This window comes from Celeribacter arenosi, assembly GCF_039539485.1.
In the GTDB taxonomy this organism is placed as follows: domain Bacteria; phylum Pseudomonadota; class Alphaproteobacteria; order Rhodobacterales; family Rhodobacteraceae; genus Celeribacter; species Celeribacter arenosi.
The window spans coordinates 519,938-541,449 of record NZ_BAABDF010000003.1 but is presented as its reverse complement, the minus strand read 5'-3'; the positions used below and the strand labels follow the sequence as shown (position 1 = coordinate 541,449).

Sequence of the window (21,512 nt, the reverse complement as noted above, 5' to 3'; positions counted from 1 at the left end):
CCAAAGAGACAATAGGAAAGGCGTGCTACGGCGCGCCTTTTTCTTTGCGCGGGCGGGAGATCCTAAAACAACCCGCGGCGCAACAGGTTCAGCCCCGCAATCATCAGCACGACCAATGTCACCCGACGAAACCTCACTTGGTCCAACCTGTCTTGAACGAGCTGCCCCGCCCCCATCCCCAACAGGGCAGGCAGGACCAGTGCTGCGGAAAGTGGCAGTGTGGCGGCATTGAGAACGCCGGATCTGAGGTGGGCGAGGAACAACACGATAGCGCCGGAGGCAAAGATCACACCTGTCACGCGGATCTGGGTCTTTTTTGGCGTATCCGTCGCCGTGAGATAGGCAATTGTCAGCGGCCCCCAAATTCCTGAGATGCCGCCGATGAGACCGGATAATGCGCCGATCCCGATGTCATAGGGCCCGCGCTTTTCGCGTGGCACGTAGAATGTGAATCCACGCATCAGAAGCGCGGAGAGCGCGATCACAGCGATACCAAGCGAAAGGAAAACCGCGCTATCGGGCAGAATGGTCACGAGTTGGGCTGACAGCACGATCACGACCAAGAGCGCCGCAATATACAGGCGATAGTCCCGCGCCGCGCCAACGGCCTCGCCCATCCCGCCGCGAAAACTCTGCCACAGGTTCGTGAGCATTGTTGGCACGATAAGCCCAGCAAGCGCGACGTCGGGCGGAAGGAAGGAACCAAGGCCCGAGATCATGATCATGGGCATGGCAAACCCTGTCGCGCCTTTGACGAAACCGGCCATCGCCGTGAGGGCTAGGGCGAAAACAAACGCTGACGGGCTCATCAGGGCGAATAGGGCATCAAAGATCATAGAGGTGCTATAAAGCGTCGCGCGAAGAGGAGACACACAAAATGCCGCACGACATTTTTATGCGCACAGTGGCTTTTTTGGAAAATATAATTGCGCTGCAACTGCGAAAGGATTAGACAGGCCCGAGTCCGAGACGAAAGAGATTCCCATGGCCCTTGATACCCACGACGCAACCGCCCCAAATGCTCTGCTCCCAGATTTGCTGACTCTGACGGCCGCCTCCGTCGCGCCGATGGAGGCACTTCTGGAACGCGCACGCGACGCCCTGCGCGACCAGTTTCTCGACGGTGACCGGATCAGCAGTGCCAAGGTCGAAGAAAACCAGTTGGCCGCGCACGGACTGGCCTGGTTGGCGACCTATGTGGAAAGCCTGCGCCAGATGCAGAAATGGGCCGTGGCACTCGACGGCGAGGGCGCGCTCGGCGAGATGGAAAAACTCATCCTCCAGATCGGTTTTGGCGAATACCTGAGCCAGATTCACGGCGGCATCCCGATGAACCAGGGTGAGATTGTGCGCCTGTCGGATCTCGGTCTCGGCCTGGTGCAACCCAACGACCCCGAAGTGGTCAAACTCATTCTCGAAGGCAATTCGACCGCCGCGCGCACGCGTTTGGTGGCCCTCATGCGCGACAACCACGGCCATGCGACATTTGGCGCGACGGGTCTGGACGACGAGTTGGAAATGGTGCGCGACCAATTCCGCCGCTACGCAGACGACAAGGTCGTCCCTTTTGCCCACGAATGGCATCTCAAAGACGAATTGATTCCGATGTCCGTCATCGAAGAGCTCGCCGAAATGGGCGTCTTTGGCCTGACGATTCCCGAAGAATTCGGTGGCTTTGGTTTTCCCAAGGCGGCCATGGTTGTGGTTTCAGAGGAGCTATCGCGTGGCTACATCGGCGTCGGCTCGCTCGGCACCCGTTCGGAGATTGCCGCAGAACTTATCCTGACGGGCGGCACCGACGCTCAAAAGGCAGAGTGGCTGCCCAAAATCTCTTCCGCAGAAGTCCTGCCAACGGCCGTATTCACCGAACCCAATACCGGCTCCGATCTCGGCTCATTGCGCACGCGCGCGGTGAAAGATGGCGAAACCTATTCGGTAACCGGCAACAAAACGTGGATCACCCACGCCGCGCGCGCCAACGTCATGACCCTGCTTGCCCGCACCAACCCCGACACCTCGGACTACCGTGGCCTGTCGATGTTCATCGCCGAAAAAACGCCTGGCGATGTGGCAAACCCGTTCCCGACAGACGGCATGACGGGTGGCGAAATCGAGGTGCTTGGCTATCGCGGTATGAAGGAATACGAACTCGCTTTCGACGGTTTCGCGGTCAAGGCCGACAACCTGCTCGGCGGTGAGGAAGGCAAGGGCTTTAAACAGCTCATGGAAACATTCGAGAGTGCGCGCATCCAAACCGCCGCCCGTGCCATCGGCGTGGCGCAGAACGCCCTCGAAATCGGCATGCAATACGCCGAAGACCGCAAACAGTTCGGCAAATCGCTCATCGAGTTCCCGCGCGTGTCCGGCAAACTCGCCATGATGGCGGTCGAAATCATGATTGCGCGTCAATTGACCTATTTCTCTGCGTGGGAAAAAGACCACGGACACCGCTGCGACGTAGAGGCCGGCATGGCCAAGCTTCTGGGCGCCCGCGTGGCGTGGGCGGCTGCCGATAACGCGCTACAAATCCACGGGGGCAACGGTTTCGCTCTCGAATATCAGATCTCGCGTATTCTGTGCGATGCACGCATTCTGAACATCTTCGAGGGTGCAGGTGAAATTCAGGCCCAAGTGATCGCACGTCGCCTGCTTTCGTGACTTGATTGCGGGCGCATAACGCCTAAATCTAAACGAATTGGTTTAGATTTAGGATTTACGCATGCCTCGCACCATTCTGCTTACCGGCGTCTCGGGATTTATCGCGAAACGGATCGCCTATGACCTCCTGACGCAGGGAGACAGCGTTCGCGGTACGCTACGTTCACTGAACCGTGGCGACGAAGTACGCGCCGCTATGGGTGACCTGCCTGACGAGGCTCTCGACAGGCTCACATTTGTGCAGGCCGATCTCACGTCTGACGCCGGTTGGGACGCAGCAATGGCAGGCGTTGATGCAGTAATGCATACCGCCTCGCCTTTCCCCCTCGAAAACCCGAAGGACGAAAGCATTGTCATCAAACCGGCGGTCGAAGGCACCGAGAGGGTTTTGAAAGCTGCACAGGCTGCGGGCGTCACACGTGTCATTATCACCTCCTCGATGGAGGCCATCATGCACGGGGTCAAATCCTCTCCGCTGAGCGATTCCGATTGGTCCGATCCGTCCGCAGCCACCGCTGTGGCCTATACCCGTTCAAAAATCTTCGCGGAAAAAGCAGCCTGGGCGTTTGCCGAAAAACATCCGGAAATGGAAATCACCGTTATCAACCCCGGATTGGTGTGCGGCATTCCCATGGACAATACGATGGGGTCCTCGGTTTCGATCATCAAACGCATTCTGTCCGGAAAAGACCCGATGGTGCCCGATTTTATGTTGCCGGTCGTTGACGTCGAAGACGTCTCCGCCTGTCACTTGGGCGCGCTCAACAATCCCGCCAGCATCGGGAACAGATACATTTGCGCAGATGGCTTTTTATCCATGCCCGACATGGCCGCACATTTGGCTGATAGCTTCCCCGACCGCAAAATCGCACAGCGCATCGCGCCCAAATGGTTGGTTTCCGTTTTCGCGCTGTTCGACAAACAACTGGCCGTCGTGAAGAATATGATCGGGTTGAAAATGTCACTGACCAACGCTGCGGCCACGCGCGATCTGGGCGTCACCTTTGTCCCCGCTCGCGAAGCGATACTGCGCACCGCTTGGTTCCTGGACAGTCAGGGCCGCGCCTGACGCGCCATTCGATCAAGAAATCGCTCGCGCGCCTGCGGAAGGGGTTTGTCAAATAGCTCGGCAGTAATGCGGGCGATGAAATGCCCCGTCGTGCCGAGGCCCTGCCGGATTTCTACGTAGTCCACCGACGATTGACCCAGTAGACACTGGGGCAATGGCAGTAGCCTGTCCGCCCATTCCCCTGCCCCTTTACGGCTCACAGCGCGACCGCTTTTGGGTGACACATAGGCCAGATCATCGGGGCTACCCGTGACGGCGCAGGCGGACAGGTCGAGCCCGAACCCCAACTCCTCCAACAGCGACACCTCCCAATGGAGATAGCTCAGCGGCCAGTCGGGGGAGGTTCCAAGAGCGTCCAGCAAACGCTCCGTTTCGGCATAGAGATAGCCGTGATCTTCGCGTTCGGGCAGCGTCGTGACGAGCAGCGCGGTGATAGAGCCGAGCGCCGACAGCGCGAGCGGATCACTCATCACCTGCGCGGCGCGGCTTTTGAGGGGTTCGACCGTGAAACTGCCGATGTGGTCCTCCAACCGCGCGCGCCAAGTCACCGAGATCTGGCCACCGGGCTGCAGGTGGGGCGTCATCTTTCGCGAAATGCCGCCGCGCACAACACCTGCGTGGCGTCCATGGGTCTGTGTGAAGACCTCGACGATCACCGAGGTCTCACCATGCTTGCGCACGGCCAAAACTGTACCCTGATCACGCCACTCCATGGGCTTTACTCTGTCGTTGCGTCACACCACGCGCAAGCGGATTGCGCTGCAACGCAAAACCCGCCTAGCCTCCTGACCTATGAAAATGTCTCGTTTAGCTTTGGCCTTCGCAGCCCTCATCAGCCTCCTTGGCGCCATCGCTTTTGCGGCCTCTTTCGCAAAGCACGCAATCTCGGGAGAGCACGGTGGCCCAATCGGAATTCTGTGGCATCAACTCAAATACTTCACCCTCTGGACCAATGTTCTCGTCATGGTCCTGTTCGCACGCATGAGCTCCACGGGGCGGTTCCTAGGCGACAGTTGGTTGGCGGCCCTAACTCTGTGGATGTTGATCGTGATGGCGGTTTTCCACCTGCTGCTCGGGAATGACGAACCGCAACGCGGGCTGTCATGGGTGTCCGACACGCTCTTCCACACCATCAATCCGCTTTTGCTGGCATTGTGGTGGACGATCTGTGCGCCAAAATCGGAACTGAGGTGGCGCCATGCGGCGGTCTGGCTGCTCTGGCCGCTGGTCTACGTCATTTACGCAGTGACACGCGGGGCCCTGACAGGGTTCTACCCGTATTTCTTCGTCAATCTAGCCGAACTCGGGTGGGGTGGCCTGATGGCATGGGTGATGAAATTCCTCATCGCCTTCTATGTCGCGGGCGTGTTGGTCGTTGCCATCGGACGGGTGATTAGTCGGACAGCCCCGGTTCGTCGAGAAGACTACGTCCCTGACGATCTTCGACCTCTATGATCCACAAATCCGGATCAAATCCGGCTTGCCGCGATAGGGCCGCATCTACGTCCCGCTCTGCGCCCTCTTTCAGGATGACCCAGTCACGCCGGTCGTTTTCAAAATTGAACTCGCGTTGAAACGCCCGCGCTTGCCCGTCCAGCGTATTGAGTTTGATGATCACCGCGCCGGCAGTTTCGTCCCCTTTTCGAACGACAAAAACGGGAATGTCGGCCAGACGCAGACGGGTCAGATAGGCACCGACCCACACATGGGTGGCAAGCCTAGTTGCCATCCTTGAAATCAAGCCCCATTTCGCCGTAGCGCTCAGCCTCTTCCAACCAGTTCGGACGCACCTTCACCTGCAGGAACAGGTGGATCTTGCGGCCGAGAAACTCCGAAAGCTCTTCGCGCGAGGCCCGCGAGATACGTTTGATGGTCTCGCCACGCTTGCCCAGAATGATGCCTTTGTGACCGTCGCGCGATACGTAGACGATCTGGTCGACGCGCGCGGAGCCATCATCGCGCTCCTCCCATTTTTCCGTTTCCACGGTCAACTGGTACGGCAGCTCCTGATGCAGGTTGAGCGTCAATTTCTCACGCGTGATTTCGGCAGCAATCATGCGCATCGGCAGATCGGCGATCTGGTCTTCGGGATAGAGCCACGGGCCCTCGGGTAGCTCCTTGGCCAACCATTTACGCAGATCCTCGACGCCACGACCCTTTTCGGCGGAGATCATAAAGGTCTCCGCGAAATCGCGGCGTTCATTGAGTTCCTTGGTGATGCCGAGAAGCTTCTCCACATCCACCATGTCGATCTTGTTGATCGCGAGCGCGATTTTCTGCTTCGGGTTCGAATGCTCGTCGAGCGCGGCGAGAATTGCTTCAACCCCTTCGGTCACGCCACGATGCGCCTCGACCAAAAGGACCACAACATCCGCGTCCGCGGCCCCTCCCCAAGCGGCCGTAACCATGGCCCGATCAAGACGGCGTTTGGGTTTGAAGATGCCGGGCGTGTCGACAAAAACAATCTGGGCATCGCCTTCGATCGCGACGCCACGAATGCGCGCCCGCGTGGTCTGCACCTTATGGGTCACAATCGAAACCTTCGCGCCGACCATCCGGTTCAGCAGCGTGGATTTACCCGCATTGGGCTCTCCGATGAGGGCAACGAAACCGGCACGGGTGGTCATTTGGAAGTCTCCAATGTTGAGAGCAGGTCTTTCGCTGCCGTCTGTTCGGCTTGTCGTTTCGAAGGCGCTTCGGCAGTCGCGGTTTCGCCACTCGATAGCATCACTTCAATTGTAAAGATCGGCGCATGATCGGGACCCGACCGCGCGATTTCTGTATAGGTAGGTGGCTTTTGCCCACGCGCCTGCGCCCATTCCTGAAGCGCCGTTTTGGAATCGCGACTGTCTTCATCGACCCGCTCCACACGGTCGCCCCACAGCGTCTTAACCACGACTTTTGCGGCCTCGAAACCGGCATCCTGATAGACAGCGGCAATCACCGCCTCCATCGCATCCGCCAAAAGCGCCTCTTTGCGGCGTCCGCCCGACATCATTTCGGAACGACCCAGTTTCAGGACAACACCGATATCGATTTGGCGCGCAACCTCGGCGCAGGCTTCTTTGCGCACAAGCGCATTGAATCGCGGCGCGAGCTGCCCCTCGGAGGCCTGCCTGTCGGCCTCGAACAGTGCTTCGGCCATGACCAGGCCCAACACACGGTCGCCCAAAAACTCCAGCCGCTGGTTATCAGGGCGGGTCTTCGACGAGATAGAACTATGTGTCAGCGCGCGAACGAGTAGGTCAGGCGTTTTAAATTGGTGCCCGAGTCGGTCTTCGAAATCTGCGAGTTCGCGGGATAGCTTCACTGGAGTGCCTTGAAGAATCGATCTTTGCGCCATGTCCAGAAGTACACGATGCGGCTGCCTGCAGAGGAGAAGATCACCCGATCCACACGACCGAGCAAGAACTCTTCGGGTACGTAGCCAACACCATAGGGCTGGGCAAAACGGCTGTCTGTAGAGTTGTCACGGTTGTCACCCATGAAGAAATAGCTCTTCTCGGGAACCGTATAGACCGGCGTGTCATCCATGCTGATGGTGCCGATGTTCAAAATGGAATGCTCGGTCCCGCCCGGGAGCGTTTCGACGAGCTTTTCTTTTACACATTCACCGCCCAAACCGGGGGCCGCATTCGCACAGCGTGGCAGATTGCCCGCGGCGCCTTGGCGCTCATATGTCTCGGTGAACAGACCATCCGGCGTCTGTTTCGCCTCTTCGCCGTTGATGAACAGGACGCCATCCTTCATCTGCACCTTATCACCGGGAAGGCCGATAAGGCGCTTCACGAAGGCGCGCTTTTCAACAGGATGCATAAAGACAACAATATCACCGCGCTCAGGCGATTTATCGAGAATCCGACCCGAAATCGGGCACATCCCGAACGGGCAGGAGTACCGCGAATAGCCATAGGCCATTTTGTTCACGAACAGGAAATCACCGATCAGCAGCGTGTCTTTCATCGACGCCGAGGGGATGAAAAACGGCTGGAAAAAGAGACTGCGGAAAACGCCGGCAATGAGGAGCGCGTAGACGATTGTCTTGATCGTCTCGGTCATACTGTCTTTGTAGCTGCTCATCTGTGCGCATCGTCCTATAGTTTAGCTTTTCTCGGGTCTCCGGCTACATGATGGGCACGGCGGCACGAGTCAAGAGCAACGCCCCCATGCCGCAATCACGCCTCGCGCCGTCGCGCCTCGATCACAACAAAGGCCTGTGCCCATGGATGATCGTCCGTGAGCGTCACGTGGATGATCGCGTCATGGTCTGGCGGGGTCATTTCGGCGAGGCGATCACGCGCCCATCCTGTCACTTCCATCACCGGCTGGCCGGTGCGCAAATTTGTGACCGCCATATCCTTCCACGAAATACCCATGGCGAGACCGGTCCCGAGCGCCTTTGAGCAGGCCTCCTTGGCCGCCCATCGTTTGGCATAGGTGCCCGCAACGTCTTTGCGGCTCTCTGCCTTTTTCTGTTCGGTCTCGGTGAAGACACGGTTTTTGAACCGGTCGCCAAAACGATCAATGGTCCCTTGAATACGATCAATATTAGCCAGATCACTGCCGATACCGAGGATCATGCACTTACCTCAAGGTCCGACACAAAAATGCCGTCTGCGCCATTTGCGCACAGCGCCACAAGTCGCGCGCCCAACGCATGGTGATCAGGATTGGCGCCATAGGCCTCCAAGGCTGCGCGATCAGTAAACTGGCATTGGAACCCGAATGGATAGAGGGGAGATTTTCCCTCTAGATCGATATTGGGGCCATGCGAAAACCGGTCGAACCCTGCAATGTCCAATGCTTCGAGACCCGCCATAATCGACGCCAACTCACCCGCATCGTAATCGGCACGCAAGGCGCATAATACAGTGTGCAGGATCATCCGCGCGCCTCATCCATGAGCCGCCGCATTTCCCCGATGGCCGGACCCAGACCACGGAAAATCGACTCCCCGATCAGAAAGTGACCGATGTTGAGTTCGACAATCTGGGGCAATGCTGCGATCGGCTGAACCGTTTCGTAGGTCAACCCGTGGCCTGCGTGGACTTCCAACCCGAGGCTATGTGCAAATTGCGCCATCTCGGCGAGCCGCACCAATTCGGCGTCACGCGCCTCGAAATCCCCGTCGTAATGGTGGTCACAATAGGCGCCGGTGTGCAGTTCGACCACGGCCGCACCGATCCGGTGTGCCGCTTCGATTTGCCTTTGATCCGCGGCTATGAAAATCGACACCCGACACCCTGCCTCGCGAAGCGGCGCAATAAAATGGGCCAACTTGTTCTCTTCGCGCGCGACCTCCAGACCGCCCTCCGTCGTGCGCTCTTCACGCTTCTCGGGCACGAGGCAAACGGCATGGGGTTTGTGGCGCAGAGCAATCGCCTGCATCTCGTCTGTTGCCGCCATTTCGAAGTTGAGCGGAACGGAAAGCGCGTCAACCAGCGCCTCGATGTCGGCATCGGTGATATGGCGACGGTCCTCACGCAAATGCGCAGTAATACCATCGGCACCCGCCTCTTCGGCCAGTTTTGCCGCCCTGATCGGGTCGGGATAGGCGGAACCACGTGCATTTCGTACCGTGGCCACGTGATCGATATTCATTCCCAGGCGCAGCTTTTCCATCGTCTCTCATCCTTGGCGGTCGGGCTTTTCGCCGTTGCTGTTTGCGCGGGCGAGGATAGTCAGGTCAGCGCGAAAGGAAACCGACAATCCGTGATGCCTGCGATCATGGGTTTTGTCGGTTTTTGGCCGCGGCTTTCCTGCGCCGCTCTTCCGATTTCCTTTTGAAACGACCAATGCGCCGGTGCTGATAGGCGGAAATCATCGGCAACGAGATGTAATAGCACGCAAGCCCCGCCACGATTCCCGGGAAAATGCCGCCCACGAGATAGGGCATGAAAACTTCATGGGTGAACCTCAACAGCCCATCCCAGTTTGCATCCTGATCGGTAAATAGCGCCACCAGATTGCGCCACAGGTCGTCACCCGCATCCAAGAATTTGCCCACAAAGGAGCGTTCGTGTTCACGATCAAAGCGGGACCCTAGAATGAAGTGCCCCATCTTCATGGCGATCACGCCGATGGGCACATAGGTCAATGGATTGCCGATAAACGTCCCCAAAAGAGCCGCAAGGACATTCCCGCGCACCAGCTTGGCAACCAGAAATGCGACCAGAAAATGCAGCCCGAAGAAGGGCGTGAAGGCGGCGAAGGCACCCGCGAAAACACCGCGCGCGATTTTATGGGGGGTATCGGGTAGGCGGTTCAGGCGGTGCTTCATATAGGTGGCAGCCCGCGACCAACCGCCCTTCGGCCAGATGCTACGGATGAACAAGGTCCATCCCGAAAGCTTGTCGCGTCTTTTGAAAACCACTCGCTGAGCTCCGCGCTGGTTAGGGCCGTCTTTCGAGGTCGCGATACCGTCTCACCCGCGCCACGTCACTTTCCGCTTCGAGAGCCAACATCACCGCGTGCAGATGTTCCACATCACGTAGATCTACATCTATAATCACACGGTAAAAATCTGGTTTGCGATCAATAAAGTTCAGGTCGGAGATATTCGCCTTCTGTTCGCCGATCAATGTGCAAATACGTCCGAGCACGCCTGCGTCATTGGCAATGGTAACCTCAAGGCACACTGTATGCACCGGCGCATGTGGACCGGAGTGCCATTGCAGGTCCAACCAACGGTCGGTGTCGGCGTCCAATTCAGCCAAAGCGGGGCAATCAATCGCGTGAACAATCACGCCTTTGCCACGGTAGGCGATCCCGACAATTCTTTCGCCCGGCACTGCCTGACAGCACCGCGCGCGTGTATAACTTGCCCCGTCGGAAAGGCCCAAAACCGCACGGGGTGCTTCAACCTCACCACTTTCCCGCACGAGCTCGGGGTAGACCGCTTTCACCAGTTCCGATGCGGTCAGTTCGGCCGACCCAAGACGCGCGAGGAGTTCTTCGGGACTGGCCAAACTCATCTGCTTGGCGGCGGTTTTCAGAACCTTCTCGGTGGCTTTTTTGCCGACATGTTCAAATGCAACACGGGCCAGTTCGCGACCGAGCTTTTCAAACCGCTCACGGTCCTCTTCGCGCAGGGATTTACGGATGGCCGCCTTTGCACGTCCCGTGACCACGATATCGAGCCACGTGCCCTGTGGGCGCTGGCCTTCGGCGGTCAGAATTTCGACCGACTGTCCGTTTTTGAGCCGCGTCCAGAGCGGCACCCGAATACCGTCCACCTTTGCGCCCACGCAGCTATCGCCGATCCGCGTGTGGATCGCATAGGCATAATCCAACGGTGTCGCGCCTTTCGGCAGCTTCACAACGTCGCCCTTGGGCGAGAAGCAAAACACTTGGTCGGCATACATTTCGAGCTTCACATGCTCGAGAAACTCGCTGTGGTCATCGGCGTTCTCGAACCGCTCCGTCAGCTGGGCGAGCCATTTTGCAGGGTCGACCGCGAACGGGTTTTGCGCGCGAACACCGTCACGATAGGACCAATGCGCGGCCACCCCGCTTTCGGCGACTTCGTGCATCTGGCGGGTGCGGATTTGCACCTCGACGCGTTTGCCGTCACGACCGGACACCGTTGTATGGATTGACCGGTAGCCGTTCGATTTCGGCTGGCTGATATAGTCCTTGAACCGCGTCGGCACCGCACGCCAGCGTTGGTGGATCACGCCGAGCACACGATAACAATCGGCCTCGGTGCGTGTGATGACGCGGAACCCGTAGATGTCGGAGAGGCGCGAGAAACTCTGCTGCTTCTCTTCCATCTTGCGCCAGATCGAATAGGGCTTTTTCGCGCGGCCGAACACATCCGCTTCGATTTCGCCTTTTTCAAGCTCGGCGCGAATGTCGTTGGTGATTTTGTGGATCACATCGCCGGTCTCGCGCTGCAACGTGATGAACCGGCGGATAATCGAGTTGCGCGCTTCGGGATTGATCACCCGAAAGCTGAGATCCTCAAGCTCTTCGCGCATCCATTGCATACCCATGCGGCCTGCAAGTGGGGCGAAGATATCCATCGTCTCACGCGCTTTTTGCAGCTGCTTTTCCGCGCGCATGGATTTGATCGTGCGCATGTTGTGCAACCGGTCGGCGAGCTTCACGAGGATCACCCGAAGATCCTTTGACATCGCCATGAACAGTTTGCGGAAGTTTTCGGCCTGCTTTGTCTCGGTGGAGGACAGTTGCAGGTTCGTCAGCTTGGTGACGCCATCGACCAGTTCCGCGACCTCTTCGCCAAAACGGCGCGCGACCTCGGAATAGGTGGATTTCGTGTCTTCGATCGTGTCGTGGAGCAGAGCGGTGATGATGGTGGCATCGTCGAGCGCCTGCTCGGTCAGAATGGCCGCGACCGCAACGGGATGCGAAAAATAGGGCTCGCCCGAATGCCGGAACTGCCCTTCATGCATCTCCATTCCGTAAGCATAGGCTTCACGAATGAGATCGGCATTGGTTTTGGGGTTGTAGTTGCGGACCAGCGCGATCAGGTCTTCGACGTCGATCATCTCAGTCCGCAAACTCCATTGGCGCGTGGCGCCTTACTGCTGGCCTTGAGCTTCCATCAAAGCACGCAGGAGCTTTTCCTCCGACATATCGTCGGCGGCAGGTTTGTCCTGCTCCTGACCCATAAGAAGTGCCATACGGTCTTCTTCGGGCTCATCCACTTCGATCTGGGTCTGGTGGCTTTCGATCATCCGCTCACGCAGCGCGTCGGCAGACTGGGTTTCCTCGGCGATTTCACGCAGAGACACGACAGGGTTCTTGTCGTTATCGCGATCAACGGTCAGCGACGAACCAGCCGCGATTTCGCGCGCACGGTGTGCTGCGAGCATCACAAGCTCGAAACGGTTCGGAACCTTGTCGACGCAATCTTCAACGGTCACGCGGGCCATGGGAACTCCAATCGTAGGAATGATGGACAATCAAGGGGCTTATTTAGGACCTCGCACAGCGGAACACAAGCGCCCTTTTCCCCGATATCCGGCCAATTCACGGCTGATTTACCGCAATAATGGCCGACTTTTCGCTCTCGGGTAGCACCGCGCACATCTCTTTTACCGTCAGGCCCAACACCGGATGGCGCCAGTCCGGCGCGACATCCGCGAATGGAATCAGTACAAATGCACGGTCCTGAAGGCGCGGATGCGGGAGTGTCAGGGTCAGGGGCGCGTCGCGCATCTGCGTTTCGATATCCATTTCGATCCACCTGAGCAGCGTCGCTTCATCAGGCAGCACCCGCTCGCCAACCGCGATCAGGTCGAGGTCCACACCACGCTCGGCCCAACGGGTTTTACGGACACGACCGAACCGTGCCTCGACGTCGTGAAGCATGTCGAGCACCGCCTGCGCTGATTGATCCGTTTCGATTTCGATGCAGGCATTGATGTAGTCAGGACCGGATCCTTCGGGAAAGGCAGGCGTCTGAAATAGTCGGCTCTTGGCCAGGACACGGACCCCGGAAGCTTCGAGTTCGGCAATCACCGCATGAAAGGTTGCGATTGGATCTCCCGCACGTGACGGCAAATTCGCCCCGAATGCGACGAAAGCGCGCACAATGCCCTCATTTATGATCTTTGCGTTTTGCAATTCTTTGTGGTCCTGTGTTTTTAGACAAGTTTCGCAAGACGCAAAACAGTATTAGGCATTGGCGTTACACGCCATATGAGCATCCGCGGCAAACCCGACGACCATCCACAGATGGTATATGCTCACAAAAAAGGAACTTCTCCATGTTTTACAAAGATGAACGACTAGCTTTGTTCATCGATGGGTCAAACCTCTATGCGGCCGCAAAATCGCTCGGGTTCGACATTGATTACAAATTGCTGCGCCAGGAATTCATGCGGCGCGGGAAACTTTTGCGTGCATTCTACTATACGGCATTGCTCGAAAACGAAGAATACTCTCCGGTCCGCCCCCTCGTTGACTGGCTCAATTACAACGGCTTCACCATGGTGACCAAGCCGGCAAAGGAATTCACGGATTCCATGGGGCGGCGTAAGGTGAAGGGGAACATGGACATCGAACTCGCGGTCAATGCAATGGAATTGGCCCCCCACCTCGATCACATCGTGATCTTTTCAGGAGACGGCGATTTCCGACCGCTGGTGGAAAGCCTGCAACGACAGGGCGTTCGGGTGTCGGTGGTTTCCTCGATGCGCACACAGCCCTCGATGATCGCCGATGAGCTTCGCCGTCAGGCCGATAATTTCATCGAACTCGACGAGTTGCGCGACGTCATCGGCCGCCCACCGCGCGATCCGCAGGACGACAACCCGTCCTGACCCTTGACCACCGCAGCGGCGTGCGGTTTTCGCACGCCGCGTTCATGGCGGGAATCGATGCGGAAGCGAACCTTGCATCACCGCGCGTGGCACAATACCTCTGGGCGCAAGGAGCGCGCTCATGACTGACCCAAAAACGGCACCAAAAAGTCCACTCACTCTCTATCTCGCGGCCCCGCGCGGCTTTTGCGCGGGCGTTGATCGCGCGATCAAGATTGTCGAGATGGCGATCGATAAATGGGGCGCGCCGGTCTATGTCCGCCACGAGATCGTTCACAATAAATTCGTGGTCGACGGGCTGAAAAAGCTCGGCGCGATCTTTGTCGAAGAACTCGACGAGGCGCCCACAGACCGGCCCGTGATCTTCTCCGCGCATGGCGTGCCAAAGGCCATCCCCGCAGAAGCGGAGAGGCGCGAAATGGTCTTTGTCGACGCCACCTGCCCGCTGGTGTCCAAAGTGCACATCGAGGCAGAGCGGCACTCCGAAAACGGCCTGCAAATGGTGATGATCGGTCACGCCGGTCACCCCGAAACGATTGGCACGATGGGGCAGCTACCCGACGGTGAGGTCCTGCTCGTCGAAAAACCCTCCGATGTCGCCGACCTCGATGTTCGCGACCCTGAAAAGCTGGCCTTCATCACCCAGACTACCCTCTCTGTGGACGACACCATCGAAGTCGTCGCCGCCCTGAAGGAACGGTTCCCAACCATTGTCGGCCCCCACAAAGAAGACATCTGCTACGCCACGACAAACCGCCAAGCGGCGGTCAAAGCAATCGCATCCAACATTGACGCACTCCTTGTGATCGGGGCGCCGAATTCCTCCAACAGCAAACGTCTGGTCGAAGTCGGCTCCGCAAACGGCTGCGCCTATAGCCAACTCGTGCAACGCGCGGGCGACATCGATTGGCGCGCTCTGGATGGCATCCGTTCCGTTGGCATTACCGCAGGCGCATCCGCACCCGAGGTTCTCGTCAACGAGGTGATCGACGCCTTCAAGTCACGCTTTGACGTGACGGTGGAACTGGTCGAAACCGCGCAGGAAAACGTCGAATTCAAAGTGCCCCGCATTTTGCGAGTTCCGGCATGAGGGGTGCTTTCGCACCCCGCACCCTGCGCGCGCGCCGGATGCGCCAATCGCGTGCCGGACTCGCCGTAAAACCCACATTCGAGCGCCCATAATGAGACCACCTTTCGTCCCGCTGATCCTGACCGCTGCGGGTGCCGTGCCTTTTGTCATCGGCGCCGCAATATCGCGTCTGGACACCACACAAACGTTTGGCGCGATCACACTCAGCCCGACTGACGGGCCAACACTTCTGGCAGCTTATGGCGTTGTGATCCTTGCCTTTATGTCCGGCATCTTATGGGGGTTCGCCACAACTACGGCGCGCAAGACGGGCTATTTCCTGTCCGTTATCCCGTCGCTTTTCGCGTTCTTCTTTGGCACCTTCCACGTCTTTTCTCTGGCGGTAACACTCCAACTACTCTTGATGTGGCTCGCCGCAGGATTTGCGATTGTCTTGGCGCTCGATGCATGGTTTTGGCGGCAGGGGCTGGCGCCGGTGTGGTGGCTCAGCCTTCGCATCCCGGTTTCGGTGGTCGTCGTGACCTGCCTGCTGATCGGCGCGAGCGCGTTTTAGGAGGATCCCGTGGCCCGTTATTTTGTCTACACCGATGGTGCATGTTCCGGAAATCCCGGACCTGGCGGCTGGGGCGCTCTGCTACAGGCCAAAGACGGCGATACCGTCATCAAGGAACGCGAACTCTCGGGTGGCGAAGCCGTGACCACCAACAACCGGATGGAACTTCTGGCTGCGATCTCTGCATTGGAAATCCTCGGAAAATCCACCGCGATCACGGTCATTACCGATAGCCAGTATGTCAAAAATGGCGTGACCGGATGGATCCACGGGTGGAAACGAAACGGCTGGAAAACCGCCGCTAAAAAGCCCGTCAAAAACGTGGACCTTTGGCAACGCCTCGACGAGGCGCAGGCCTCCCATGATGTCACATGGGAATGGGTCAAGGGTCACGCAGGTCACCCCGAAAACGAACGCGCGGACGAATTGGCGCGTGCGGGCATGGCCCCGTTCAAGGAAGGTGCACGATGACTTGGGTTGCGCTGCTAGATTATGCTTCGGTCATTGTGTTTGCCCTCTCGGGCGCTCTCGCGGCGTCGCGTGCGCAGCTTGATCTGGTCGGCTTTTCCTTCATCGCCTGCCTGACGGCGGTCGGGGGCGGCACGATCCGCGATGTGCTGCTCGGTCGCGACTTTATCTTCTGGGTTCAGGATCCGACCTACATCGTGATCGCAGTGGTGGTGGCCACCGTTGTGTTCTTTACGGCGCATCTCGTGGAAAGCCGCCAGAACACTCTACTGTGGGCTGATGCCGTGGCACTTTCGGTGGCCGTGGCCGCAGGCGTCGGTGTTGCAATGAAGCTGGACCAGCCTGCCGTGATCATCGCTCTCATGGGGGTATCGACGGGATGCTTTGGCGGTCTGATGCGCGACGTGGTCTGCAACGAAGTGCCTCTCGTCCTTAAACACGGACAGCTTTACGCCTCCGCCGCGCTCGCCGGTGCAATTGCGGCCATCATTGCGCGTGAGCTTGCGCTCGCGCCTGTGTTGGTGTTCGCAACCTGCGGGTCGATCACATTCATCCTGCGCGCCGGTAGCCTGTGGTGGGGATGGTCCCTGCCGGTCTACAAATCACGCCCGCCGCGTAACTGACGGTCAGATATACCACGTCAGCGCGATGGCCAGACAACAGACAACCGCCCATCCACCCGGCCGCGTGAAAAGCCACACACAGAGCCCGATGAAAAAGCCGACGAAACGGCCCGGAAGCGAAAATAGCCCGAACATCAACGGCGCTCCGAAATTATTTTCCAGACCCAGATGAGCAGGATTGCCCCGAGCAATGCGCCAACAAATCCCGCCGCAGCACCAAACAGGGCACCCACAAAGCGCAGGATCAACCCGCCGATCAAAGCGCCCCCGATGCCAATCGCGACAGTCATCAGAACGTTGGTGCGCATATCCATGATGCGTGTCGCCAGAAAACCGGCCGCAGCACCGATGATGATCAAATAGAGGACAGGCATGGGATGGCTCCTATCGTTTGCGCCAATGGGTCGGGATGATGATAAGCGCACCGAGAGAGGCAACAATCGCATTGACCCCAGCAGGGCGCAGGCCGATCCCGAACATCAACTTGATGAAATAGGCGAGAAACGCACCGCCGATACATATGATGATCGACTGTAGATATCCGTTATGGGTGAAGCCGGTTTTTTCGCAAATGTAACCCACGATTCCCGCGATCACGACTGTGCCGATCAAAATCGGAAACATGGGTCTCTCCCTACTCGAACCGGCTGCCGACCGTCAGGTCCAGCCCTTTTATTATCTCGTCCACGGCCATGGCGCGTTTGCCTTCGCGTTGGGCCACGGCAATCTCGACCGCGCCCTCACCGCAGGCAATCGTGAACGGCCCTACGACCTCACCCGGCGCGCCTGTTGTGCCGACGGCCTGCGCCATGTGAAATTTGAACCTCTCGCCATTGTACGTCGCCCAAGCCCCCGGGAAAGGGGAAAGACCGCGGATTTGACGCGCGACCTCTACGGCAGGGCGGGACCAATCGATGCGGGCTTCGGCTTTGTCGATCTTTTGCGCGTAGGTCACACCATCCTCTTGCTGCACCTCGGGCGTGAGCGACGGCAATGTGTCGAGCGCCTCGACAATCGCATTTGCCCCCATCGCCGAGAGCCGGTCATGAAGTGTGGCGGTGGTGTCCTGCGCGGTGATGTCGGTTTCGCGGCGCAACAGTACCGGACCGGTGTCGAGACCAGCCTCCATTTGCATGATGCACACGCCGGTCTTTTCATCACCGCTCAGAATAGCGCGATGGATCGGGGCCGCTCCACGCCAACGCGGCAGGAGAGAGGCGTGAATATTCAGGCAACCCGACGTCGGCGCGTCCAGCAACGCCTGCGGCAAAATCAGCCCGTAGGCCACCACAACGGCGACATCGGCCCCGAGGTCCGCAAACGCCGCGACATCAGTGGGGTCTTTGAAATTCTTGGGGTGGCGAACAGGTAATCCCAACACCTCGGCACGGGCCTGAACCGGTGTGGGGCGATCCTTTTTCCCACGCCCCGCCGGACGCGGTGGCTGGCAATAGACACAGGCGATCTCGTGCCCCGCCTCAACCAAAGCATCGAGCACAGGCACCGAAAAATCGGGCGATCCCATAAAGATCACTCTCATCGCATCGCCCCCGTCTTTTTCGCCTTTTTGAGAAACATCTGACGCTTCACAGGTTTGAGATGATCGAAGAACATCTTGCCGTTCAGGTGATCGATCTGATGCTGCACCGAGGTGGCCCAGAGGTCGACGAAATCGCGTTCCTCAATGTCACCCATCGCGTTCAAAAACCGCACCGTCACGGCACGGGGGCGCGAAATCACGGCCGACATACCGGGTAGATTGGGGGATGCCTCTTCATGGTCGCGCAGTTTGACAGAGGCGTGGAGCACCTCGGGATTGGCCAACAGAACGGCTTTGCCCCGCTCGCTCGAACAATCCACCACGGCCAGACGTTCCATCACGCCGATCTGTGGCGCGGCCAGCCCGTAACCCGGCATCGCATCCATAGTCTCGACCATATCGGCCCAGATTGCGCGATGGTGGTCGGTGATCGCCTCGACGGGCGCCGCGGCGGTCCGCAGGCGTTTGTCCGGATAGGATACAAAGGGGCGCGCGCTCATGCGTAGCTGTCCTCAAGTCGGGTGCGGGTCAAAGGGTCGAGACGGTCGAAATGGACCAGACCATTTAGATGGTCCAATTCGTGCAGGGCGATGCGGGCCTCTGCGCCGTCGAAATCCGAAACCTGCTTCATGCCGTCCAGATCGGTCCATCGCATCGCGATCCGCGACGGGCGCTCCACGGGGGCAACGATGCCGGGGATCGACAGACAGACCTCTTCCATCTCGCAGCGTTCCTCGGACACAGAGACCAGTTCCGGATTGATCATCACGCGCGGCATTCGCAGGCCTTCTTTCCACGTGGCATCCATTACAAATATCCGCCGCATATCGCCGATCTGGGGCGCTGCGAGGCCCCGCCCAGCCGCGTTATACATGGTCGTAAACATGTCAGACGCCAGCTGGGAAACCTCTCCCGTAATCTCGCCAACTGGCTCACAAACCACGCTCAACCGCGCATCGGGCCAAAGCAAAATGTCACGGAGCGACACTATTCGCGCGCCTGTTCGCGTTTCAGCTTTTGCATCTTGCGCGTGATCATCTGCCGTTTGAGAGGTTTGAGATAGTCGATGAACAACACCCCATCGAGGTGGTCGATCTCGTGCTGCACGCAGGTTGCCCAGAGTTCGTCGAACTCCTGTTCCTGCGCTTTGCCCTCAAGATCCTGCCATGTGACACGGACCATTTTCGGGCGCTCGACATCGGCATACTGACCCGGAATGGACAGACAACCTTCCTCATAAACGCTCCGCTCGTCGCTCTCCCAAACGACTTGCGGATTGACCAATACCATGGGTTCGGGCGTGCCGCCCTCTTCCTTGACGCAATCCATCACCAACAGACGATCCATCACACCAACCTGAGGCGCAGCCAGACCGATACCGGGCGCATCATACATCGTGGCAAGCATGTCATCGGCAAGCGCGGCGAGCCCCTTATCAAAGGTACTCACAGGTTCGCATGTCTTTTTAAGACGCGGGTCGGGGTGAATGAGAATGTGTCGCAGTGTCATAATTGTCCATGTAGTCAATGGGGCGCGGCGGTGCAACATTCGCTATCACGTGTGACGATCAACCTCATGCCAGAATGCGATTTCACATCCTCCGCGGATGAAGCTACCGTCCGGAAAAATCCAGGAGCCCGCATGTCCGCCACATTTGACGACGCCTACGACCGTACCGCGACGCGTTCCACCAAATGGGACGCATATGAAACCTATTTGAAAGTCCCGAGTGGACCCGATGTCCTGCCAATGTGGGTCGCCGACATGGACTTTCCGGCGCCGGATTTCCTGACCGACGCCGTTCGCGATCTCGCCGACAAAGGCGACTTCGGCTATTTCGCCCATGTTGACACGATGTGTGACGCAATCGTGTGGTGGATGCAGACCCGCCACAACTGGACCGTCGATCCCGCGCATATCACCCCCGTGCTCAGCCTCGGAAACGCGATTGCGATGGCGATCCAGACATGGAGCAATCCCGGTGACGCCGTGGCGATCATGACCCCTGTCTACCATGAATTCGCATCCAAGATTGCGCGCAACGGCCGCACCGTGACGGAACTTCCCCTCCTGACCGATGGCCCCCGTTTCGAAATGGATCTGGCGGCATGGGAGACACGCCTGACCGGAAAAGAGCGCATCCTGTTGCTCTGCTCGCCCCACAATCCCGGCGGGCGCGTTTGGAGTGCATCCGAACTAGACGGCGTCGCCGCCTTTTGCGCCCGCCACGACATCCTGCTCGTCTCCGACGAAGTCCACCACGACATTGTCCTGCCCGGTGAGACATTCACACCAACCGCGCATGTCCTCGCGGGCCACAACGTGCGGTTCGTGGCCATGACCTCGGCATCCAAAACCTTTTCCATCGCCGGATCGCGCCTCGGGACTGTGATCATCGCCGACCAAGCGCTTCGCAACGCATTTCGCCATACCGTTCATTGCAGCGATATCGCGCCGAACCTGCTCGGAACGGTCCTTACCCGCGCAGCCTATTCGCCCCAAGGGGCCGCATGGGTGGATGATATGAATGCCTATATCGCGGGTAATGTCGCCGCCTTCAAAGCCGCGATTGATACGATCCCGGGCGCGAAGATGTCCGATCTCGAAGGCACCTATCTCGCGTGGGTCGATTTCTCCGGCACCGGCCTGAATGACGCCGACCTCTGGGCGCGCGTCACGGGTGAGGCGAAAATTGTGCCGAGCCCCGGTCTGCCTTTCGGCACCGGTGGCAGCCAAGGGTTGCGCTTCAACCTCGGCACTCAGCGGGCAAATGTTCTGGAGGCAGGCGAACGCCTGAAACGCGCGTTCAGCGACCTACAATAGCCGGTGCGTCAATAGTCCCGCTGGCGCATCGTCGGGCCGGTCGTAGTCAAGCGCCGGCCTGTCAGAGGCCTGTGTGGCCCACTTAAAGTCATAATAGCGCATGTTGCCCTCGTCCTGCGAAGTCACGATCAGCGCCTGCATGAGGTGGCGCGAGCCATCGTAGATATCAACCAAACCACGTAGATTGGGCCCGACTTCGCGATCAACAGCAATGCCGTTTTCCCAAAGACGTAGCACCGGAAACGTCTGGTCCCCGACATGAACGCGCAACCGAGAGCGCCGTCTTTCCCGACGCTTGCGCGCGAGCGCGAGCCCTTCAAGAACCTCTTTTGGCAGTAGATTAGTCACGAACACATCCTCCCCAGGCCATGTGCCACAATCATGCGCCAGCATTCCCAT

General features: G+C 58.6%; 30 protein-coding genes. 9 read left to right on the top strand and 21 right to left on the bottom strand.

Going from position 1 to position 21,512, the window contains the following annotated elements; all coding sequences use genetic code 11:
- Positions 1 to 62: 62 nt before the first annotated feature.
- Complete coding sequence (locus tag ABD815_RS04865; protein ID WP_344844186.1) at positions 63 to 836, bottom strand: sulfite exporter TauE/SafE family protein; 774 nt, start codon at positions 834 to 836, stop codon at positions 63 to 65.
- A 148-nt stretch (positions 837 to 984) separates the two neighbouring features.
- Between ABD815_RS04865 and ABD815_RS04860 the strand changes: the two genes are divergently transcribed.
- Positions 985 to 2,658, top strand: a complete 1,674-nt coding sequence (locus ABD815_RS04860) for an acyl-CoA dehydrogenase family protein (protein ID WP_344844184.1) — start codon at positions 985 to 987, stop codon at positions 2,656 to 2,658.
- Positions 2,659 to 2,719: 61 nt separating this feature from the next.
- The gene (locus ABD815_RS04855) at positions 2,720 to 3,727 is read left to right on the top strand and encodes an NAD-dependent epimerase/dehydratase family protein (protein WP_344844181.1); all 1,008 of its coding nucleotides are present in this window, start codon (positions 2,720 to 2,722) and stop codon (positions 3,725 to 3,727) included.
- On the opposite strand, the gene recO is transcribed toward ABD815_RS04855, so the two are convergent.
- Complete coding sequence (gene recO, locus ABD815_RS04850; protein ID WP_344844178.1) at positions 3,712 to 4,440, bottom strand: DNA repair protein RecO; 729 nt, start codon at positions 4,438 to 4,440, stop codon at positions 3,712 to 3,714. The genes ABD815_RS04855 and recO overlap by 16 nt on opposite strands.
- Positions 4,441 to 4,525: 85 nt before the next feature.
- Between recO and ABD815_RS04845 the strand changes: the two genes are divergently transcribed.
- Entirely contained in the window at positions 4,526 to 5,182 is a 657-nt protein-coding gene (locus tag ABD815_RS04845; protein WP_344844175.1) for a Pr6Pr family membrane protein, read from the top strand.
- Here the strand turns inward: ABD815_RS04845 and ABD815_RS04840 are convergent.
- The 11 genes from ABD815_RS04840 to folK form a co-directional block, all read right to left on the bottom strand.
- Entirely contained in the window at positions 5,121 to 5,456 is a 336-nt protein-coding gene (locus ABD815_RS04840; RefSeq protein WP_344844172.1) for a DUF1491 family protein, read from the bottom strand. The two genes, ABD815_RS04845 and ABD815_RS04840, sit on opposite strands and share 62 nt — an antisense overlap.
- Positions 5,446 to 6,354, bottom strand: a complete 909-nt coding sequence (gene era / locus ABD815_RS04835) for a GTPase Era (RefSeq protein ID WP_344844170.1) — start codon at positions 6,352 to 6,354, stop codon at positions 5,446 to 5,448. The genes ABD815_RS04840 and era overlap by 11 nt, the downstream gene beginning before the upstream one ends.
- Entirely contained in the window at positions 6,351 to 7,037 is a 687-nt protein-coding gene (rnc, locus tag ABD815_RS04830) for a ribonuclease III (RefSeq protein ID WP_344844168.1), read from the bottom strand. Before rnc ends, era begins: the two co-directional genes overlap by 4 nt.
- Positions 7,034 to 7,807 carry a signal peptidase I gene (gene lepB, locus ABD815_RS04825; RefSeq protein WP_344844166.1) on the bottom strand — a complete coding sequence of 258 codons (774 nt, stop codon included), beginning with the start codon at positions 7,805 to 7,807 and terminating at the stop codon, positions 7,034 to 7,036. Before lepB ends, rnc begins: the two co-directional genes overlap by 4 nt.
- 95 nt (positions 7,808 to 7,902) lie before the next feature.
- Complete coding sequence (gene acpS, locus ABD815_RS04820) at positions 7,903 to 8,307, bottom strand: holo-ACP synthase (RefSeq protein WP_344844164.1); 405 nt, start codon at positions 8,305 to 8,307, stop codon at positions 7,903 to 7,905.
- Positions 8,304 to 8,612 carry a Dabb family protein gene (locus ABD815_RS04815; RefSeq protein ID WP_344844162.1) on the bottom strand — a complete coding sequence of 103 codons (309 nt, stop codon included), beginning with the start codon at positions 8,610 to 8,612 and terminating at the stop codon, positions 8,304 to 8,306. Before ABD815_RS04815 ends, acpS begins: the two co-directional genes overlap by 4 nt.
- Positions 8,609 to 9,349, bottom strand: a complete 741-nt coding sequence (locus ABD815_RS04810; protein WP_344844159.1) for a pyridoxine 5'-phosphate synthase — start codon at positions 9,347 to 9,349, stop codon at positions 8,609 to 8,611. The genes ABD815_RS04815 and ABD815_RS04810 overlap by 4 nt, the downstream gene beginning before the upstream one ends.
- Positions 9,350 to 9,452: 103 nt before the next feature.
- A complete protein-coding gene (locus ABD815_RS04805) occupies positions 9,453 to 10,100 on the bottom strand; it encodes a DUF2062 domain-containing protein (RefSeq protein WP_344844156.1) in 648 nt (215 codons plus the stop codon).
- Positions 10,101 to 10,119: 19 nt separating this feature from the next.
- Positions 10,120 to 12,237, bottom strand: coding sequence for a RelA/SpoT family protein (locus tag ABD815_RS04800; RefSeq protein WP_344844153.1), 2,118 nt, complete (start codon positions 12,235 to 12,237; stop codon positions 10,120 to 10,122).
- A gap of 33 nt (positions 12,238 to 12,270) precedes the next feature.
- A complete protein-coding gene (gene rpoZ / locus ABD815_RS04795) occupies positions 12,271 to 12,624 on the bottom strand; it encodes a DNA-directed RNA polymerase subunit omega (RefSeq protein WP_344844150.1) in 354 nt (117 codons plus the stop codon).
- 97 nt (positions 12,625 to 12,721) lie between these two features.
- Positions 12,722 to 13,285 (bottom strand): 2-amino-4-hydroxy-6-hydroxymethyldihydropteridine diphosphokinase, encoded by a 564-nt coding sequence (folK, locus tag ABD815_RS04790; RefSeq protein WP_344844148.1) that lies wholly within the window; start codon positions 13,283 to 13,285, stop codon positions 12,722 to 12,724.
- A gap of 176 nt (positions 13,286 to 13,461) precedes the next feature.
- Here folK and ABD815_RS04785 point away from each other — a divergent pair, with 176 nt between their 5' ends.
- The 5 genes from ABD815_RS04785 to ABD815_RS04765 all read left to right on the top strand — a co-directional run bounded on the left by ABD815_RS04785 (position 13,462) and on the right by ABD815_RS04765 (position 16,750).
- Positions 13,462 to 14,016, top strand: coding sequence for a LabA-like NYN domain-containing protein (locus ABD815_RS04785; protein ID WP_344844146.1), 555 nt, complete (start codon positions 13,462 to 13,464; stop codon positions 14,014 to 14,016).
- Positions 14,017 to 14,137: 121 nt separating this feature from the next.
- On the top strand, positions 14,138 to 15,106 hold the full coding sequence (gene ispH, locus ABD815_RS04780; protein ID WP_344844143.1) for a 4-hydroxy-3-methylbut-2-enyl diphosphate reductase: 969 nt from the start codon (positions 14,138 to 14,140) through the stop codon (positions 15,104 to 15,106).
- Between the two features lie 91 nt (positions 15,107 to 15,197).
- A complete protein-coding gene (locus ABD815_RS04775) occupies positions 15,198 to 15,659 on the top strand; it encodes a DUF3429 domain-containing protein (RefSeq protein WP_344844141.1) in 462 nt (153 codons plus the stop codon).
- A gap of 9 nt (positions 15,660 to 15,668) precedes the next feature.
- Positions 15,669 to 16,130, top strand: a complete 462-nt coding sequence (rnhA, locus tag ABD815_RS04770) for a ribonuclease HI (protein WP_344844138.1) — start codon at positions 15,669 to 15,671, stop codon at positions 16,128 to 16,130.
- Positions 16,127 to 16,750, top strand: coding sequence for a trimeric intracellular cation channel family protein (locus tag ABD815_RS04765; RefSeq protein ID WP_344844134.1), 624 nt, complete (start codon positions 16,127 to 16,129; stop codon positions 16,748 to 16,750). The genes rnhA and ABD815_RS04765 overlap by 4 nt, the downstream gene beginning before the upstream one ends.
- A 3-nt stretch (positions 16,751 to 16,753) precedes the next feature.
- On the opposite strand, the gene ABD815_RS04760 is transcribed toward ABD815_RS04765, so the two are convergent.
- Genes ABD815_RS04760 through def (ABD815_RS04730) form a run of 7 tightly spaced genes read right to left on the bottom strand, consistent with a single transcriptional unit; the run spans position 16,754 to position 19,799 of the window.
- Positions 16,754 to 16,885: a hypothetical protein gene (locus tag ABD815_RS04760; RefSeq protein ID WP_344844132.1), complete on the bottom strand. Its 132-nt coding sequence runs from the start codon at positions 16,883 to 16,885 to the stop codon at positions 16,754 to 16,756.
- Entirely contained in the window at positions 16,885 to 17,124 is a 240-nt protein-coding gene (locus ABD815_RS04755) for a GlsB/YeaQ/YmgE family stress response membrane protein (protein ID WP_344844129.1), read from the bottom strand. Before ABD815_RS04755 ends, ABD815_RS04760 begins: the two co-directional genes overlap by 1 nt.
- A 10-nt stretch (positions 17,125 to 17,134) precedes the next feature.
- Positions 17,135 to 17,374 carry a hypothetical protein gene (locus ABD815_RS04750; RefSeq protein ID WP_344844127.1) on the bottom strand — a complete coding sequence of 80 codons (240 nt, stop codon included), beginning with the start codon at positions 17,372 to 17,374 and terminating at the stop codon, positions 17,135 to 17,137.
- A gap of 10 nt (positions 17,375 to 17,384) precedes the next feature.
- Entirely contained in the window at positions 17,385 to 18,290 is a 906-nt protein-coding gene (gene fmt / locus ABD815_RS04745; protein ID WP_344844125.1) for a methionyl-tRNA formyltransferase, read from the bottom strand.
- Positions 18,287 to 18,790, bottom strand: a complete 504-nt coding sequence (def, locus tag ABD815_RS04740) for a peptide deformylase (protein WP_344844122.1) — start codon at positions 18,788 to 18,790, stop codon at positions 18,287 to 18,289. Before def (ABD815_RS04740) ends, fmt begins: the two co-directional genes overlap by 4 nt.
- Positions 18,787 to 19,278: a peptide deformylase gene (def, locus tag ABD815_RS04735; RefSeq protein WP_344844120.1), complete on the bottom strand. Its 492-nt coding sequence runs from the start codon at positions 19,276 to 19,278 to the stop codon at positions 18,787 to 18,789. Before def (ABD815_RS04735) ends, def (ABD815_RS04740) begins: the two co-directional genes overlap by 4 nt.
- The gene (def, locus tag ABD815_RS04730; protein WP_344844117.1) at positions 19,278 to 19,799 is read right to left on the bottom strand and encodes a peptide deformylase; all 522 of its coding nucleotides are present in this window, start codon (positions 19,797 to 19,799) and stop codon (positions 19,278 to 19,280) included. Before def (ABD815_RS04730) ends, def (ABD815_RS04735) begins: the two co-directional genes overlap by 1 nt.
- Positions 19,800 to 19,931: 132 nt before the next feature.
- Here def (ABD815_RS04730) and ABD815_RS04725 point away from each other — a divergent pair, with 132 nt between their 5' ends.
- Positions 19,932 to 21,113: a MalY/PatB family protein gene (locus ABD815_RS04725; RefSeq protein WP_344844114.1), complete on the top strand. Its 1,182-nt coding sequence runs from the start codon at positions 19,932 to 19,934 to the stop codon at positions 21,111 to 21,113.
- Here the strand turns inward: ABD815_RS04725 and ABD815_RS04720 are convergent.
- Positions 21,105 to 21,461, bottom strand: coding sequence for a hypothetical protein (locus ABD815_RS04720; RefSeq protein WP_344844112.1), 357 nt, complete (start codon positions 21,459 to 21,461; stop codon positions 21,105 to 21,107). The two genes, ABD815_RS04725 and ABD815_RS04720, sit on opposite strands and share 9 nt — an antisense overlap.
- Positions 21,462 to 21,512 lie beyond the last annotated feature (51 nt).